The sequence below is a fragment of the Corynebacterium sp. ACRPQ genome (genome assembly GCF_022347225.1).
Taxonomy (GTDB): Bacteria; Actinomycetota; Actinomycetes; order Mycobacteriales; family Mycobacteriaceae; genus Corynebacterium; species Corynebacterium tuberculostearicum_D.
Map to the genome: position 1 here is coordinate 12,706 of NZ_JAKRNF010000023.1, position 16,375 is coordinate 29,080.

Consider the following 16,375-nt stretch of genomic DNA (forward strand, 5'->3'; position numbering starts at 1 on the left):
CCCTAGTCAGCAAGGTGCGATTCAGCAAGGTGCGGCCAGCAGGCGCGCACGCGGTCGAACCACCAATCGCGGCGGCCGGCGGGGGCGGCGAGTGCAGCGAGGCGGTCTGGGTCGGGGGCGAGGATATCGGCGGGAAGGTGGCCATCGACAAGCGGGCGCGGGGCGGTGACATCCTCTTCAAAGAGGGAGCCGGTGGCAAGGCCGGCGGCGGCCGGGGTGACGTCGATGTCCTCGTCGTCGTAGATGCGCGGGAGGGCGGCGACGGCCGCAAGGCCCATATTGATGCCGATGGAGGTATCGAGTGCGGAGGCCACCGTGATATCCATATGGCGCTGGCGCAGGTGTTGGGCCACCTCGAGGACGCGGCGCACGCCGCCAAGCGGGGCAGGCTTGACCACGGCGACGTCCGCGGCCTGCAACTCGGCCACGCGATAAGGGTCCGCGACCTTACGAATGGATTCATCGGCGGCGACGCGCACAAAGAGGCCGGCGCGCATAAGGCGGCCGCGGACCTGGGCAAGCTCCTCAGTGGTGGCGCAGGGCTGTTCCATATAATCCAGCGGCATCATCATCTGCGCGGCCTCGACCGCCTCATCGACGGTCCAGCCGCCGTTGGCGTCCACGCGCAGGATGGGGATATCGCCGCGTTGGGTGACGGCGTCGCGGACGGCGCGGACGCGAGTGGCGTCGTCGGCAAGCGTGTGTCCCTTCTCCGCCACCTTGATTTTGAAGGTGCGGCAGCCGGGGTAGCGCTCCACCACGGCCGGAACCTCGCTGGCGGGTACGGCCGGGATGGTGGCGTTGACCTCGATGGAATCGCGCACCGGCTCCGGAAATCCCTCGTAGGCGGCCTCGAGCCCGGCGCGCAGCCACGCGGCGGACTCGGCCGGGCCGTATTCCAGGAAGGACGCGAACTCGCCCCAGCCGGCCGGGCCCTCGATGAGCAGGGCCTCCCTAGTGGTAATGCCGCGGAAACGCACGGCGAGGGGGAGGGAGACTACGTGGGCGCGGTCGAGGACGTCATCGATATGCATAGCCTTCATGGTAGCGCCCGCCGGCCGTTGACCCCTCCCCCGCTCTGCGCTATTTTGGAAACCCATACCAATAAAGGAGGAATTATGCTGCTAGCTGAGGCATTGGCGGAGCGCGCGCAAGCGCAGGAGCGCCTCAATAGCTTGCACGAGCGGCTGCTGACCGTGGCCCGCGTGCAGGAGGGCGATACCCCGGATGAGGATCCGCAGGAGCTGCTGCGCGAGCTCGACGGCGTGGCCGGGCGCATCGATGAGCTGGTGCAGGCCATCAATGCGACGAATATCGCCACCGCCTTTGATGAGAAGAGGAACTTGATGGAAGCCCTCGCGCTTCGCGACGGCCTCTTGCGCAAGCGCCGCATCTACCACGACCTGGCGCAGCGGGCGGGCACGCGCTCGGATCGCTATTCCCGCACCGAGATTAAGTTTGTCTCCACCATCCCGGTGGCAGAGCTGCGCAAGCGCGTCGATGATTTGTCTAAGCAGTACCGCGAGCTGGATACCCGCATCCAGCAGCTGAACTGGAATACCGAACTGAAAAACGGATAGTCATATCGCGCGCTGCTTAAAGCGCGCGATGGTAGCCCATACACCTGCAGCGAGCAGGCCCCCACCCTGGAGGGGAAAATCCTGGGACACAGGCCCCCTTTAGCGCTTTAAGGGGCGGGGAGTTCGAGTCTCCCCATGGCATGGAGTACCGCGCTGGTATGGCGTACACGGGTATTATGCGGGGCAACAACCTCGCAGTATCGCGTATTGATTATTACCGGCCTGCTGGGCAGCGTGTGTGGGTGAGGGTTGGGAATGGGGACTATTCTTCTTTTGCCACTAAGCTGGCCATCATGAGCGAGCAGAAAAAATACAGCACCGATAATCCGTTCCGCCCGGAACTGTGGCATGCCGTAGAAGGTTTTGAGGACCTGACGGATATCACCTATCACCGGCTCAACGGCGAGGGCCGCAAGAACGGCATCGTGCGCATCGCCTTCGACCGCCCGGAGGTGCGCAATGCGTTTCGCCCGCATACCGTAGACGAGCTCTACCGCGCCCTCGACCACGCCCGCCGCACGCCAGATGTGGGAACGATCCTGCTCACCGGCAATGGCCCCTCCGCAAAGGACGGCGGCTGGGCGTTTTGTTCCGGCGGCGACCAGCGCATTCGCGGCCGTTCCGGGTACCGCTACGCCACCGAGCATGCCCACGATGACGCCACCGCGGATGAATCCACCGTGGACACCGCCCGCGAGAAGGTCGAGGGCGGCCGCCTCCATATCCTCGAGGTCCAGCGCCTCATCCGCACCATGCCCAAGGTGGTCATCGCCGTGGTCAATGGTTGGGCGGCCGGCGGCGGACACTCGCTGCACGTGGTTTGCGATATGACGGTCGCCTCCCGCCAAGAGGCGCGCTTCAAGCAGACGGATGCGGACGTGGGATCCTTTGATGCCGGCTATGGCTCGGCGTACCTGGCCAAGATGGTGGGCCAGAAATTCGCCCGCGAGATTTTCTTCTTGGGCCGCACCTACGATGCCCAGCGCATGTACGAAATGGGCGCGGTTAACGAGGTCGCGGACCACGGCGAGCTGGAAGACGCCGCCATCCGCATGGGTCAGGAGATCAACATGAAGTCCCCCACCGCCCAGCGCATGCTGAAATTCGCCTTCAACCTCACCGATGATGGTCTGATGGGCCAGCAGGTCTTCGCCGGCGAGGCCACCCGCCTGGCCTATATGACCGACGAGGCCGTTGAGGGCAAGGAGTCCTTCCTAGAAAAGCGCGAACCTAACTGGGATAGCTTCCCGTACTACTACTAATGCTTATCGCTTTTTGTATCGGCATTGCTGTCGTGGCTACGGGTGCACTCATCATTGGACGCATTGTGTTGCTGCGCGGCATACGCAAGGCGGAAAAAGACGAAACCCGCCCCTTCGACGATTAAAATCGCCTCCGTGACTATCCTCTCCCCGCTTCCGGTTGATCCGCACAACCCGGCCAGCATCCTCCCTGATTTGGAGGCCGCCATTGCCGGGCAGGCCTGCTTCTTGCCGCTCCCGCTTGCCGACGCCACCCGCGCCACCCTCCTGCGCAATACCCAACGCGCCGGCGAGCCCATCGACCCCAGCATCGCCCTGGTGATGTCCACCTCGGGTTCCACCGGCACGCCGAAAGGCGCGCAGCTCACCCCAGCAAACCTGGTGGCCAGCGCTGATGCGACCCACCAGGTGCTCGGAGGCACCGGCCAGTGGCTGCTAGCCATGCCGGCCCACCACATCGCCGGCATCCAGGTACTGGTGCGCTCGCTGGTAGCGGGCGTCGACCCGCTGTGCATGGATCTCAGCGAGGGCTTCGATATACCCACCTTCGCCCGCGCGGCCGCAGATCTCGACCGTACCGGGGACCGCACCTATACCGCGCTCACCCCGCTACAACTGGCTAAGGCCATGGATTCGGTCGAAGGCATCGACGCGCTGCGCACCTTTGACTCCATCCTTGTCGGTGGCGCGGCCATCAACCCGCGCCTGCGCGCAGCGGCCGAGGAACTGGGCATTGCGGTGGTGGCGACGTATGGGTCGTCTGAAACCGCCGGTGGCTGCGTCTACGATGGCCGGCCGATTCCTGGGGCCCAGGTGCGCGTCCAGGACGGGCGCATCCTCTTGGGCGGGCCCACCATCGCCCATGGCTACCGCAACGCGCCCGAGCACGAAGCCTTCCGCGAGCCAGGCTGGTTCGCCACTTCCGACGGCGGCTTTATCGACGCCGGCACCCTCACCGTCACCGGCCGACTGGATAATGTCATCGATTCCGGTGGCCTCAAGCTGCACCCCGAGGCGCTAGAAACCGAAATCCTCAAGGTCAAGGGCGTGGACCATGCCTGCGTCGTCGGCGTGCCGCACCCGCGCCTCGGCCAGGCGATTATGGCGGCGTATACCGGCTGGGCCGATATCGGCGATATCCTCGAAGCCCTCGAGGACGCCGAGCTTCCCCGCTGGCAGATCCCCAAAGACATCAAGCGCCTCGCGGAATTCCCCACCGCAGGGCCGGGCAAGATAGACCGCCGGGCGGTGGCGCGCATCTTCGGCGCTTAGCCACTTTCCGTATCGCGCACCGCGATATCGCGCGCCGCGGATTCCCCGAGCGAAAAGCTGGCTCCATCATCCACGCTGACTTCCAGCAGGCCGGCCACTGGCGGGGCGACAACAGTTAAGACCACGCCCGGCCGAACCCCGTGTTTATCCAGGTAGCGCAGGAATTCGCCATCGGCGTCATTGACCTGTTCCATGGTGACGGGGGAGTTGGGTGGGACGTCGGCAAGCGTAATGCGCGAGAGCGGCTCGGCCGTACCATCGGCCGTGGGAATGGGATCGCCGTGGGGATCGCGCGCAGGGGCGCCGAGGAAAGCATCGATGCGCTCGACAAACCTATCGGAGGTCGCATGTTCTAGCATTTCGGCTTCCTCATGCACCTCGTCCCAGGTATAGCCCAAGGTGCGTACCAAAAAGGTCTCGAGCAGGCGGTGGCGGCGCACCATGGCCACGGCCAATTCGCGACCTTCCCGGACCAGCCGGACGCCAAAGTAACGCTCGTGTTCCACGAGTCCCTTGGCCGCGAGGCGCTTGACGGCCTCGGAGGTGGTGGGCAGCTTTTGGCCGGCAGCCTTGGCCAGATCACCGAGCGGCATGGCGGTATCGCGTCCCGCCTTTTCCTCGTGGTTCCACAAAATCTTGAGGTAGTCCTGGGTGCGTTCGGGCAGCTCGCTTACGTGCATTCACCCCATCGTAGTTCATCCTATTGCTTCCATGAGTTTCAATATGTATGTTTTTAGAAGTTCACTACATTGAACTTTGGTATTCATTTCTACTTTAAGGACCCTTCGTTGCAGAAAGTCACCGCACTTCCGCTCGCCATGCTGCTCGCCGCTACTACGCTAACGGCCTGCTCAAGCGGCGATGACAATCACGCAGATAACCTAAAAATCTTCGCCACCACCGGCTACTTGGCCGATGCCGCTGCCAATCTCGCCCCCGAAGCCGATATCACCACCATGGTCGGCCCCGGTGGCGATCCGCATACTTACCAGCCCACCACGCACGATATTGAAGCTATGAAGGACGCCGACCTCGTACTCTGGAATGGCCTCCACCTCGAGGCACAGATGGTGGACCAGCTCGAGTCCCTGGGCGATAAGCAGCTCGCGGTGGGCGACCAGCTCGATGAACAAGATCTTCTACCCTGGCCGGAGCAAGGAAAGGGCGGCGAGCAGCTCTATGATCCGCATATCTGGAATAGCCCCAAGCTGTGGAGCCAGGCCGTCGAGAGCATCGGCGACAAGCTCGGCGATATCGACTCCGAGCACGCCGCGGACTACTCCACGGCCGCCGATAACTACGAAAGCCAGATCGCCGCCGCCCATGACAAGGCTAAGAAGGAACTCGCTACTGCGAAGCCCCGGGTGCTCATCACCGGCCATGATGCTTTCAACTACTTTGGCAAGACCTTCGACTTTGACATCCACGCCACCGATTTCGTGACCACCGAGGCCACAAAATCCGCCACCGAGATTTCCGCTCTGGCCGATACCATCGCCGATAAAAAGGTCCCCGTCATCTTCAAGGACAATCAAGCCAACCCACAGGCCATCACCTCGCTGCAGCAGGCCGTGGAGTCCCGCGGCTGGAAGGTTACCGTCTCGGACGAGGAGCTCTTCGCCGATACCCTCGGACCCGACGCACCCACCGATACCTACCTTGGGGCTTTCGAGCACAACGCACACACCGTGGCAAAGGCCTTAAGCTAATGCTGCGCGCTACCCACCTCACCGCGGGCTATCCGCGCACGCCCCTGCTTGCCGACGCCACCTTTGCCCTCACTCCCGCCACCATCACCGGCCTCGTGGGCGCCAACGGCTCCGGCAAGTCTACCCTTGTGCGCACCTTGGTGGGCTTGCTTCCACCGCTTAACTGCGAATCGCTCACCTTTGATGGCACCAACCTTGCCCATTTCCGCCACCGGCTCGGTTACATGCCGCAGCACGCGGATATCGATTGGGATTTTCCGGCCACGGCCTTCGACGTCGCGCTTATGGGCCGCACCGCCGGCCTGCGCTGGTGGCAGTGGCCGAGCCGCGTCGATAAGCGCGCCGCTCATGACGCGCTCGCCCGCACCGGAATGCAAGAGCACTCGCACCTGCCCATTTCGGCCCTGTCCGGCGGCCAGCGCCAGCGCGTCTTACTCGCTCGCACGCTCGTGAGCGATCCCGAGCTCATTATCTTGGATGAGCCCTTCGCTGGGGTCGACGCCGCCAGCCAGCGCGCCATCATGGAGGTACTGCAGAATCTGCGCGCCGATGGCGCCACCATCCTGCTGGTCCACCACAACCTGGCAGAAGTCGCCGATTTCTGTGATGAGGTCATGATGGTGGGCCAAGGCCGCCTCATCGCGGCCGGGCCTACTAAGCAGGTGCTCACCGAATCCGCCATCGCCGACATGTTTTGCCTGCCCTCATGAACCCACTAGAACTCTTTCAGGATTTCACCTATACCCAGGCGCTTTTGGGGACGGTACTCATCGGAGCCTGCGCCGGTGCGCTCGGCCCGCTGGTCTATGTGCGCCGCACCAGCCTGCTCGCTGATGCCATCTCGCATTCCTCCCTGCCTGGCCTGCTGGTCGCCTTCATCGTGGCCACGGCCTTAGGGTGGGACGGCCGCAATATCTGGCTGCTTTCTGCCGGCGCCATCCTCACCGGCACACTGGCCGTCGGCTGTATTCACCTGATTCCACGGCTGGCCCCGCTCGGCCCGACCACCGCGATGGCCGCTACGCTTACCACATTCTTCTCCATCGGCATGCTGCTCATGCAGCATATTTCCCGCCAGCCCTTGCCCGGCAAGGCCGGCATCCAGGACTACCTGTTGGGAAACGCGTCCACGCTCACGCGCGCCGATGTGAGTTCTGCGCTCGTCATTGGCGGCGGCGTCTTGCTAATTCTTTCTTCGGTACACACTCGGCAAGCCACCGTCGCCTTTGACGCCCCCTTTGCCCGCGTAGCCGGCATTCGCACCACGGCCTTAAACGCCCTTAGCTTCCTCGCCTTAACCGCTATCACGGTTATCGGCGTCAAGGTAGTCGGCGTGGTCCTCATGGTGGCCGTAGTCATCAGCCCGGCCGCGGCCGCCCGCCCCTGGGTTCACCGCCTGCTTCCCTTCATTGCACTAGCCGGCTTCCTCGGCGCGCTTACTGCCGCCATGGGGTGCTACCTTTCCATCGCCTTCGGTCCGCTGCCTACCGGCCCCATCATCGTGCTGGTGCAAGCCGCCACCGTAGCGTTCAGCCTCGTCACCAGAAAGCTTCGACCATGACCCTTGCCGCTACCGCTTGCCTGCTAGCCGTCCTTACCGCTGTGGCGTGCGCGCTGCCCGGCACTTTTGTAGTTCTACAGGGACAGGCCATGCTTATCGACGGCATCGGCCACGCCATCCTTCCCGGCATCGCCGTGGGCTACCTGATAACCTCCGATATCAAGTCCCCGCTGCTGCTCATAACCGCCGCAGCCGGCGCCCTGGCCGTTGCGCTTGGCACGCGGTGGCTGCAGCGCAGCGCGCTGGTTACTGCCGACGCCGCCCTGGGCCTCATCTTTCCCGCCCTCTTTGCCGCCGGCGTCATCCTCATCTCCACCCGGATGAGCCACGTGCACATCGACGTCCACGCCGTCTTGGTCGGCGATGTTAACCTCGCCGCCTTTTCCAATCCCCACTACTGCTATGTCATGGCCGGCGTGCTTGCCGCTAATGCGATCTTTTTCGTCCTTTCCCTGCCGCGTCTTGCTGCTATATCTTTTGACGCCGCGTTCTGCACCGTGCGCGGGGTCCGCTCCCGCGCTGTACAGACGACCTTTATGGCGGTAGTTGCCTGCACTGCTACTGCCGCTTTCCACGCCGCCGGCGCCATGCTGGTAATCGCCTTGATGGTCTTTCCCACCATGACCGCGCGGCTTTTCACCCGCCGCGTGCCTACCCTAATGCTCGCCGCTTGCGGCATCGCGGCACTCAGCGCAGTCGCAGGATTCTGGCTGGCCTATTGGCTTGATGCGGCCACCTCCGCCGCGATGACGGTCACCAATGCCACTTTTTTCTTCGCGGCACTAGCTGCCTATCGGCTGCGCCGTCGCGCCTACCTTGGCTAATTGCCGCCCGCGCGTGACGCAGTGGCACAATAGTGGCTATGTCTGCCTCCAAGTCTGCCCCGCATTCCAAGGACCATTCCTCCGGCCGTTTCTCCGCCACTGCCCAGGATTGGCTCGAGGGCGCGCGCCCGCATACCTGGGCCAACGCGTTCGCGCCCGTCGTCGCGGGCACCGGCGCGGCCTTCGGCATCGACGGCGGCCACGTGGGCCGCGCCCTCCTCGCCCTCATCGTGGCGTGGGCGCTTATTATCGGCGTGAACTATGCCAATGACTATTCGGATGGCATCCGCGGCACTGACGACGACCGCACCGGCCCGCAGCGCCTGACCGGCGGCGGCCTGGCCCGCCCGCAGCAGGTGAAACTCGCCGCCTTCTCTGCCTTCGCCGTGGCCGGGATCGCCGGCATCGCGCTGTCTTTTGCGGCGCACGCCTGGTGGCTCATCCTCGTCGGCGCGCTGTGCATCGCCGGCGCGTGGTTTTATACCGGCGGCAAGAACCCGTATGGCTATCGCGGGCTCGGCGAGGTCGCCGTGTTCGTCTTCTTCGGGCTCGTCGCCGTGCTTGGCACCGAATTTACCCAGGCCGGCCGGCTGTCGTGGTCGGGCCTCGCGCTGGCCGTGGGCATCGGCGCGATGAGCTCCGGCGTCAACCTAGTCAACAATATCCGCGATATTCCTTCCGACGCCGAGACCGGCAAGATTACCCTCGCCGTGCGCCTCGGCAACGAGAAGGCGCGCCTGCTCTTTACGGTGCTGCTCCTGCTGCCATTCCTGCTGACCATCGGCATCGCCTTCGGCAGCTGGCTCGCGCTCGCCGGCTTGGTCTACTTTCCCCTTGCGCTGCGCGCCATTCGCACCGTCAACCGCGGCGCCCAGGGCCCAGAGCTTATCCCCGTGCTCGGCCTGACCGGCCGCGCGATGCTGCTGTGGGCCGTTATCGAGGCCGCAGCACTCATCATCGTCTAATCCTGGGCGGCGCGGCCTTCCAGCTCCGCCTGGACCCAGCGCTTGTGGGCCTTGCGCTGGGCGGAGTACTCGGCCAGCGTCTGGGTGGCCTCGATGCGCCACTTTTTAAAGATCAGCATCGATAGCGGCAGCGCTACAAAAAGCGCCAGCAGCGCCGCGATAAGCACCGGGATGGGAAAGCCGATGGCGATGGACAACAGCTCAATCACCACGGTCAAAGCGATAAATAGCACCACGCGGGCGAGCCCGTACTTCCACAGCGCCGCGCGCGAACGGCGGCGCAGTTCTGGGTCCGGCTTGGGTGGCTCAGGGTTATGCGTCATGGGGGTTGATTGTACGCGGTGCAGGTAGAATCGCACGCATGGGCCGAATCATCCTCCTCCTACTCTTTGTCCTCGCCGCCTACCTCGTCTGGAAGGCCTTCGGGCCCTCGACATGGAAAAAGCGCGAGGTGGAACAACCCCGCGCTATCAAGGGCCCCGACGATGACGAGGAATTCCTCTGGAACTTAGAAAAGGAGCGCTTCAAGCAGCGCCGCGCCCAGGAGGCGGAGGAAGAAAAACGCCGCCAGCGCCGCACACGCGACACCGACGGCGAGAATGACTAGGATTCCTTCGGCACGAACCGCATCTCTAGGCCTAAGGCCTCGGCCACGGCGGTAATCTTTTCCCACCGCACGCCCGCACCACCGTGCTCGATGGTGTGGAGGGTGGAGCGGGAAATACCGGCGGCGTCGGCAAGCTGCTGCTGCAAAATGCCCAACTCGCGGCGCCGCTCGGCAAATTGGGCGCCAAGGCCCAAAATCACCGCATTATCGCCGGCCGGCTTTCCCTGCTTATGGCGCGGGCTCGTATGCTCCGCCATCTAGTTCAGCCCCGCATAGGAGTGCAGGCCGGAGACGACCATATTGATAAAGAACAGGTTGAAGACCATCAGCGCCATCGCCATGACGTTGATCCACGGCGCCGCCTTGCGGAAGGCCGGCGTCGCACGCGCATGCAGGTAGGCGGCATACAGGATCCAGGTGGCAAAGGACACGGTCTCCTTCGGGTCCCAGCCCCAGAAGCGGCCCCAGGCGGACTCGGCCCAGATGGCGCCCAAGATGATGCCCAGACCCAAGGTCGGCAGGGTGATCACGGCCAGGCGGTAGGCCAGCTGGTCAATCTTCGCGGCCGAAGGCAGCGGGCGGGCTACAGCACCGAAAAAGCCATGCTCGGAGTTCTTCGGTTGCGCCACGCGCAGAAGGCTCAGCAGCGAGACAATGCCGGAGATAATACCGATGGACGCGCCCAAAGAAACCACGGTGACGTGGATGGGTAGCCAGTGCGATTGCAGCGCCGGCACCACCGGGGCGGACTCGGCATAGAGCTTGGTGGAGCCATAAAACATCAGCGCGAGGGTCGGGGTGAGCAGCCACGGCCACACGGTGCGCCATTCCTTGCGCTGCATGGCAATATTGCCCACCAGCAGCACGCCGAAGCTCACCATCAGCACGTACTCGTACAGGTTGCCAAACGGGAAGCGGCCAGTAGCCAGGCCACGTAACACAATCGCCGCGGCGTGCAGGGCAATGCCCACCCACATCAGCGCGCTGGTCATGCCGCCGAGCTTATCGGCCTTGCGCTCCTTTTCCTGCAGCTCATCGGCCGTGATTCCGGAAGAGGACTGGGCAACCTCGCCGGCATAGCTCTGCTTGTCGACGCCCCCAGCGCCCGCCCCCACCAAGACCTTCGCGGCCTCGGACTTCACGGCGCGGCGGCCCTCGATGATGCCCTGCATGCGGCCGTAGTAAAACAGCGACAAAAAGAGCGCGACGCAGTACACCACAAAGGCGGTCTGCACCGCGATATCCGAGAAATTAGACAGATTCTGATCGATCTGCATGAATGCTCCTAGCCTTCACACGTGCGGGATAAGTGCTGATTACCTTACTCAGCGAAACGGCCCAATCCAACTTTTGTTGGATCGGGCCGGGGCGCTAATCGTCGGTATAAAGTTCGTCTTCTTCGACCTCGTCTGGGTCCGGCAGCTCCAGCAGCGCGCGGTGCAGCTCGTGGAACTCCTCGGACCAGCCGGCGCGGTCGGTGCGGGCAAGCCCGCCCATTTCCACGTCGGTGCCGCCGGCCGCGTTCGGCCGCAGGCGGATGTAGACGCGGCGGCGCTTAATTATCAGCGATCCCACCAAGGAAATGAGCATCAGCAGCGCGGAGGCCAGCACCCACTTCTGGAAAGGATCATAAGAGACCTGGTAGTTGGCGAACTCGCTGGCGCCGTCGAAGATGATCTTCGTGCCATCGTCTAGGGTGACGTCCTCGCCTTGGTTGAGGTTCACGCGGTCGATCTTTTGCAGCTGGCCGGACTGCACCAGGTTCGGGTCCAGTGAGAAGAAGGATTGCGGGGTGCCGGTGTCCAGGCCGGCATCGCCGCGGTAGATATCGATGGCCATCGCCGGATCCTGCAGGCCCGGGTATGCGGACTGGAGCAGCTTGCCGTTCTCGCCGGCCCATTCGGCCGTGGGCGCGAAGAGGCCCTGGATGGCGATCTGGTTCTGGCGGCGGTCATAGAGATCTGGGTGCATGCCTGCCGGCGGGTCAAAGCGCATCGCGCCGGAGGACAGGAAGAAGGTCGTGTCATTCGGCTGGAACTGAATGGTCTGGGTGCGCTTTTCCCCATTGGGCCATTCCACCGTGACCGTCGGCGCGTAGCCGTGGCCCTGCAAGTAGACGCGGTTGTGCGCCAAGCGCAGCGGGTGGTTGACCTTAAGCTCATAGTCCTTCCACTCGGAGTCATCCTTGTAGATGTCCTCGCCCTCCGCATAGGAGACGTTGGAAGTAAACATCTCCGCTTGGCCGTTGGGCAGGTATTCCGCCGCGAAGTCGTGGGCGATGAAGCAGAAGGGGTGGAGACCGGTGCCGTCGAAAAGCGGTCCGGCACGGAAGGAGTCAAAATTGGACGTGGAAGTATTGCAGAACTCCGTGGACTGGTCCAAGGTCTGGCCGCCGCCCTGCGAGCCGGACTCGGTAACCACGATGACCTGGCCCTCGTAGTTGACCAAGCGGCCGGCGGCGACGGTCACCAAAATGGCCACCAGCGCCACGTGGAAAATGAGGTTGGCCAGCTCGCGGCCGTAGCCGCGCTCCGCGGAGAAAGCATGCACACCGGCACGGTCTTCTTCAGGGGAGTACTCGGCCACACGCCACTTCTTCAGGCGCTTTTTGATTTCCGCGGATAGCTCGTCCTCGCTCTTATCCGAATGCCCCTCGGCCGCCAGCGGCAGCTTGTGGAGGTACTTCGGCGCGCGCGTTGGCGGGGTCTTCCACACCTTGTAGTGATCCCAGGAGCGCGGCAGGATGCAGCCCACTAGGGAAATGGCCAAGAGGATGAAGATGGCCTGGAACCAGACGGAAGAAAAGACGTCGAAAAGCTGCAGCTTGTCGTAGATCTTCGCTACGTTGCCGTTGGACTCGATGAAGTCCTGCACGTTCTGCTCGTTGAGGTCGCGCTGCGGCAGCAAGGAACCGGGAATCGCGGCCAGCGCCAGCAAGAAAAGCAGCGCCAGCGCCGTGCGCATGCTGGTCAGCCAATGCCAGGCTTTGCGGAAGTATTTCACGTCTCTCCTAAATCAGGGTTGCGCCAAAGTTGCCGGTCCACTGGCGGATGAGGCTAATAAACTCGCCCCACAGGCCGGTTACCAGGGCCAAGCCGACGAGGATCATGGCCATGCCGCCGATGACCTGGATGGTATGCGAGTGCTTGCGGGCCCACGAAATCGAGCGCATCGCCCGCGCGGAGCCCAGCGCCACCAGCAGGAACGGCAGGCCCAAGCCCAGGCAATAAAAAATGATAAGCAGCACGCCGCGCGCGGCCGTCATGCCTTCGGTGCCGGCCGATACGGAAATAATGGCGGCCAGCGTTGGGCCCAAGCACGGCGTCCAACCCAGCGCGAAAATCCCGCCCAGCAGCGGCGCGCCCAGCCAGGTGGTCCAGCGCTTCGGTGCCATGCGGGTATCCTTTTGCAGCGCCGGGATCGCGCCGAGGAAAACCACACCCATCAGAATGGTCACGCCGCCGCCGATGCGCATGAGCGTCTCCTCATTGAGCCGGAGCGCGGAAATCGCGCCGAATACGGAGACCGTCGCCAGCAGGAAAATCACGGTAAAGCCCAGGATGAACAAGGCGGCAGCCAGTACCACGGCCCATTGCCTGCGCTTGCCGACGCCCACCCCCAACTCACCGTCAAACGTAACCTCGCCGCCCACTACGCCGGCCAGGTAGGAAATATAGCCAGGCACCAGTGGGACGACGCACGGGCTGGCAAAACTCACCAGCCCCGCCACGGCGGCCGCGAACAGGCCCAGAATGAGAGGGCCGGAGGTCGCGGCTTCGGCAAAAGAGTTGCCGATGCTCGCTGCGTTGTCCATTTATTCCTTTTCTAATTTGTCCACTACGTCCATCACATCTTGAGCGGTGATGGACCGCAAAAAGACCGTAGCCGGGCGGTGCTGTTTATCCAAGACGATGGTGGTCGGGACCACAGAGGTGGGCACGCCGCCCAGGGCCGCCGCGGTCTTAAACGGCGGATCGTAGATGGAGGGATACTTCAGCCCGTTGTCTTCGAGGAAGTCATTGGACACCTGCGGGTTATAGTCGCGCACATTGATGCCCAAGACAGTGCCAATCTTCCGCTTTTGCAGCTCGGAGTGGACTTCTTGGAGGTCATCGGCCTCGGCGCGGCACGGAGCGCACCACTGGCCCCAGGAGTTGAGCACGACGATTTCGCCCTCATAGTCCTCCAGGGAAATGGTCTTATCCGTATCGCGCACATCCTCGCCGGAGAAGGTGCGCAGCGGCTTGCGCTCGGATTCCTCGTAGTTGATGACCTTTTCGCCGCCGGGCGTGATGAATTCGAAGTTGCCGCCGGTAGCCACCGCGTTTTGCGCGTTATCGGCGTCCTGCGAGCAACCGGCAAGCGGCAGGGCGACGACCGCCGCTAGCACCGCGCCAATCGCGCGTTTGCGTTGTAGTGCCATTAAATCTCCTGGGCCGGCGAGGAGTAGAAGATGTCGGTGACCTGGTTGTCATCGAAAAGCAGGGAGGTAACCGAGGCCAGGTCGCATTCGCGGTTCCACGGCGCGTGCGGCAGGCGCTGGCCCAGCACGGTGCGCTGCACCATCACGATGGGCAGCTGGTGGCTGACCAAGATCGCCTCGTGGCCGGCCGCGGCGGTGCGGGCGCGTTCGATGGAGCCCAGCATGCGCTCGGCAATCTGCTCATAGGGCTCGCCCCACGAGGGCTCCAGCGGGTTGACCAGCAGCGGCCAGCGGCGCGGGTTCCACAGCGCGGAACGCAGGCCTTTTGTGCGCAGGCCCTCGAAGCGGTTGCCGGACTCGATGAGCGTCTTATCGACGTCCACGTCTAGCCCCGTTACCTGCGCAATCGGCCGCGCGGTTTCCTGGGCGCGCTGCAGCGGCGAGGCCGCCAGGTAGGTCGCATCGTGGTCGCGGAAGGACTCCGCGGTGCGCGCCGCCATGGAATGCCCGCGCGAGGACAGGTGATAGCCCGGGATGCGACCGTAGAGGATCTTCTCCGGGTTGTGGACCTCGCCGTGGCGCACGAGGTGAACGATGGTGCGTGTCATGTCTCTCCTTGGTGTGCGGGACTTAATGTGCGGGACGCGCGGCGGCCGCCGCCTGCGCGGCGGGCTTGAGGGCGGCTTCGATGAGTTCAAAGTCGGCGTCGGTAAGAGCATCCGAGACAAACCAGGTCTCGAATGGGCTCGGCGCGACGTAGATGCCGTTATCCAGCAGGGCGTGGAAGAACGGGGTGAAGCGGAAGGTCTCGGCCGCCTGCATATCGGCAAAGTTGCGGCCCTCGCCCTCGGCAAAGCGGATGGAGAACATCGAAGACGCCCGCTGGATGTGGTGCGCTACGCCCTCGGCCGACAGCGCGGAAGAAATCATGCCGGTCAGGCGGTCCGCGTTGGCCTGCAGGCGCTCGTAGAGCGATTCATCGGCCAGCTCCAAAGACTTCAGGCCAGAGGCCATGGCCACCGGATTACCGGACAGCGTGCCAGCCTGGTAGACCGGACCGTCCGGAGCAAGGTAGTCCATAACTTCGGCGCGGCCGCCGAAAGCAGCGGCCGGCAGGCCGCCGGAGACGACCTTGCCGAAGGTCACCAGGTCCGCCGCCACGCCGTCGACGCCGTACCAACCCTTATAGGAGGTGCGGAAGCCGGTCATGACCTCGTCGAGGATGAGGAGGGCGCCGTCGCTATGGGCGACGTCGGCAAGCGCGGCGTTGAAGCCTTCCTCTGGTGCCACGGTGCCCATGTTGCCGGCCGAGGCTTCCGCGATGATGCAGGCAATCTCGCCCGGGTGCTGCGCAAATGCCTCGCGCACGGCCTCGATATCGTTATAGGGAACGACGATGGTATCGGCCGCCGTCGCGCCCGTAACACCCGGGGAATCCGGCAGCGCAAAGGTCGCCACACCGGAACCGGCCGAGGCCAGCAGGGCGTCCACGTGGCCGTGGTAGCAACCCTCGAACTTCAATACCTTGGCGCGGCCGGTATAGCCGCGGGCCAGGCGGACCGCAGACATAGTGGCCTCGGTGCCGGAGTTAACCATGCGCACCTTATCGGCCGCGGTGCGCGCGACGATGGCCTCCGCGAGCAAAGCCTCACCCTCGGTGGGCGAGCCGAAGCTCAAGCCACCCGCAGCGGCCTGCTGCACGGCCTCCACAATCTCTGGGTGCGCATTGCCGTGAATCATCGGGCCATAGGAGCTAACCAGGTCAACGTACTCGTTGCCGTCGACGTCCCACAGGCGCGAGCCCGCACCGCGCTCAATTACGCGAGCCTGGCCACCCACGGAGCCAAACGCGCGCACCGGCGAGTTCACCCCGCCCGGAATCACCTTGGAGGAACGCTCAAACCACTGTTGCGACTGGGAAGTATTAGGCATGTCTGACATTCTAGCGATTCGCGCGCTATACAAAAGTTGGAGTGCGTGATTCACAGTCAGCCGCTAAACTTCGGGGCGTTGCACTTTTCAATTCGGGGGGATTTTCAATGCAGCGCACTCTCATTTTCGCCATCCTGGCCGCTTTCTGCCTCGCCGGCTGCGCCCAGCCCGAGCCCGAGCGGCCGCTGCCTACCTCGGTGGGTGCCACCCCGCTTGCCGACGCCCCCTCCTGGCAGCCCC

General features: G+C 63.9%; 20 protein-coding genes. 10 read left to right on the forward strand and 10 right to left on the reverse strand.

Annotated elements, in window-relative coordinates:
- Positions 1-2: 2 nt before the first annotated feature.
- The gene (locus MHY24_RS11000; RefSeq protein ID WP_239230613.1) at positions 3-1,034 is read right to left on the reverse strand and encodes an o-succinylbenzoate synthase; all 1,032 of its coding nucleotides are present in this window, start codon (positions 1,032-1,034) and stop codon (positions 3-5) included.
- Between the two features lie 84 nt (positions 1,035-1,118).
- Here MHY24_RS11000 and MHY24_RS11005 point away from each other — a divergent pair, with 84 nt between their 5' ends.
- The 4 genes from MHY24_RS11005 to menE all read left to right on the forward strand — a co-directional run bounded on the left by MHY24_RS11005 (position 1,119) and on the right by menE (position 4,114).
- Positions 1,119-1,580: a DIP1984 family protein gene (locus MHY24_RS11005; protein ID WP_023020504.1), complete on the forward strand. Its 462-nt coding sequence runs from the start codon at positions 1,119-1,121 to the stop codon at positions 1,578-1,580.
- 293 nt (positions 1,581-1,873) lie between these two features.
- Complete coding sequence (locus MHY24_RS11010; protein WP_239230615.1) at positions 1,874-2,842, forward strand: 1,4-dihydroxy-2-naphthoyl-CoA synthase; 969 nt, start codon at positions 1,874-1,876, stop codon at positions 2,840-2,842.
- The gene (locus MHY24_RS12095) at positions 2,842-2,967 is read left to right on the forward strand and encodes a hypothetical protein (protein ID WP_255712368.1); all 126 of its coding nucleotides are present in this window, start codon (positions 2,842-2,844) and stop codon (positions 2,965-2,967) included. The genes MHY24_RS11010 and MHY24_RS12095 overlap by 1 nt, the downstream gene beginning before the upstream one ends.
- 10 nt (positions 2,968-2,977) lie before the next feature.
- Positions 2,978-4,114 (forward strand): o-succinylbenzoate--CoA ligase, encoded by a 1,137-nt coding sequence (menE, locus tag MHY24_RS11015; RefSeq protein WP_239230617.1) that lies wholly within the window; start codon positions 2,978-2,980, stop codon positions 4,112-4,114.
- On the opposite strand, the gene MHY24_RS11020 is transcribed toward menE, so the two are convergent.
- Entirely contained in the window at positions 4,111-4,794 is a 684-nt protein-coding gene (locus MHY24_RS11020) for a metal-dependent transcriptional regulator (RefSeq protein WP_239230619.1), read from the reverse strand. The two genes, menE and MHY24_RS11020, sit on opposite strands and share 4 nt — an antisense overlap.
- A 108-nt stretch (positions 4,795-4,902) precedes the next feature.
- Here MHY24_RS11020 and MHY24_RS11025 point away from each other — a divergent pair, with 108 nt between their 5' ends.
- The 5 genes from MHY24_RS11025 to MHY24_RS11045 are packed head-to-tail and all read left to right on the forward strand — an operon-like array spanning position 4,903 to position 9,173.
- The gene (locus MHY24_RS11025; RefSeq protein WP_239230621.1) at positions 4,903-5,823 is read left to right on the forward strand and encodes a zinc ABC transporter substrate-binding protein; all 921 of its coding nucleotides are present in this window, start codon (positions 4,903-4,905) and stop codon (positions 5,821-5,823) included.
- Positions 5,823-6,533: a metal ABC transporter ATP-binding protein gene (locus tag MHY24_RS11030; protein ID WP_239230623.1), complete on the forward strand. Its 711-nt coding sequence runs from the start codon at positions 5,823-5,825 to the stop codon at positions 6,531-6,533. The genes MHY24_RS11025 and MHY24_RS11030 overlap by 1 nt, the downstream gene beginning before the upstream one ends.
- Positions 6,530-7,384: a metal ABC transporter permease gene (locus tag MHY24_RS11035; protein WP_239230625.1), complete on the forward strand. Its 855-nt coding sequence runs from the start codon at positions 6,530-6,532 to the stop codon at positions 7,382-7,384. The genes MHY24_RS11030 and MHY24_RS11035 overlap by 4 nt, the downstream gene beginning before the upstream one ends.
- Positions 7,381-8,208, forward strand: a complete 828-nt coding sequence (locus MHY24_RS11040) for a metal ABC transporter permease (protein WP_239230627.1) — start codon at positions 7,381-7,383, stop codon at positions 8,206-8,208. Before MHY24_RS11035 ends, MHY24_RS11040 begins: the two co-directional genes overlap by 4 nt.
- Before the next feature lie 38 nt (positions 8,209-8,246).
- The gene (locus MHY24_RS11045; RefSeq protein ID WP_239230630.1) at positions 8,247-9,173 is read left to right on the forward strand and encodes a 1,4-dihydroxy-2-naphthoate polyprenyltransferase; all 927 of its coding nucleotides are present in this window, start codon (positions 8,247-8,249) and stop codon (positions 9,171-9,173) included.
- On the opposite strand, the gene MHY24_RS11050 is transcribed toward MHY24_RS11045, so the two are convergent.
- Positions 9,170-9,496, reverse strand: a complete 327-nt coding sequence (locus MHY24_RS11050; protein ID WP_239230632.1) for a DUF4229 domain-containing protein — start codon at positions 9,494-9,496, stop codon at positions 9,170-9,172. The two genes, MHY24_RS11045 and MHY24_RS11050, sit on opposite strands and share 4 nt — an antisense overlap.
- Before the next feature lie 38 nt (positions 9,497-9,534).
- On the opposite strand from MHY24_RS11050, the gene MHY24_RS11055 reads away from it, so the two are divergent.
- On the forward strand, positions 9,535-9,780 hold the full coding sequence (locus tag MHY24_RS11055) for a hypothetical protein (RefSeq protein ID WP_239230634.1): 246 nt from the start codon (positions 9,535-9,537) through the stop codon (positions 9,778-9,780).
- Here the strand turns inward: MHY24_RS11055 and MHY24_RS11060 are convergent.
- The 7 genes from MHY24_RS11060 to hemL all read right to left on the reverse strand — a co-directional run bounded on the left by MHY24_RS11060 (position 9,777) and on the right by hemL (position 16,144).
- Positions 9,777-10,037: a helix-turn-helix domain-containing protein gene (locus tag MHY24_RS11060; protein WP_239230636.1), complete on the reverse strand. Its 261-nt coding sequence runs from the start codon at positions 10,035-10,037 to the stop codon at positions 9,777-9,779. The two genes, MHY24_RS11055 and MHY24_RS11060, sit on opposite strands and share 4 nt — an antisense overlap.
- On the reverse strand, positions 10,038-11,057 hold the full coding sequence (gene ccsB / locus MHY24_RS11065; RefSeq protein ID WP_239230638.1) for a c-type cytochrome biogenesis protein CcsB: 1,020 nt from the start codon (positions 11,055-11,057) through the stop codon (positions 10,038-10,040).
- Between the two features lie 94 nt (positions 11,058-11,151).
- Entirely contained in the window at positions 11,152-12,783 is a 1,632-nt protein-coding gene (locus tag MHY24_RS11070) for a cytochrome c biogenesis protein ResB (protein WP_239230640.1), read from the reverse strand.
- A gap of 7 nt (positions 12,784-12,790) precedes the next feature.
- Positions 12,791-13,594, reverse strand: coding sequence for a cytochrome c biogenesis CcdA family protein (locus MHY24_RS11075; RefSeq protein WP_239230642.1), 804 nt, complete (start codon positions 13,592-13,594; stop codon positions 12,791-12,793).
- Positions 13,595-14,203 carry a TlpA disulfide reductase family protein gene (locus MHY24_RS11080; protein ID WP_204610322.1) on the reverse strand — a complete coding sequence of 203 codons (609 nt, stop codon included), beginning with the start codon at positions 14,201-14,203 and terminating at the stop codon, positions 13,595-13,597.
- A complete protein-coding gene (locus MHY24_RS11085; protein ID WP_239230662.1) occupies positions 14,203-14,811 on the reverse strand; it encodes a histidine phosphatase family protein in 609 nt (202 codons plus the stop codon). The genes MHY24_RS11080 and MHY24_RS11085 overlap by 1 nt, the downstream gene beginning before the upstream one ends.
- Positions 14,812-14,833: 22 nt before the next feature.
- The gene (gene hemL, locus MHY24_RS11090) at positions 14,834-16,144 is read right to left on the reverse strand and encodes a glutamate-1-semialdehyde 2,1-aminomutase (protein ID WP_034668211.1); all 1,311 of its coding nucleotides are present in this window, start codon (positions 16,142-16,144) and stop codon (positions 14,834-14,836) included.
- Positions 16,145-16,375: the final 231 nt, after the last annotated feature.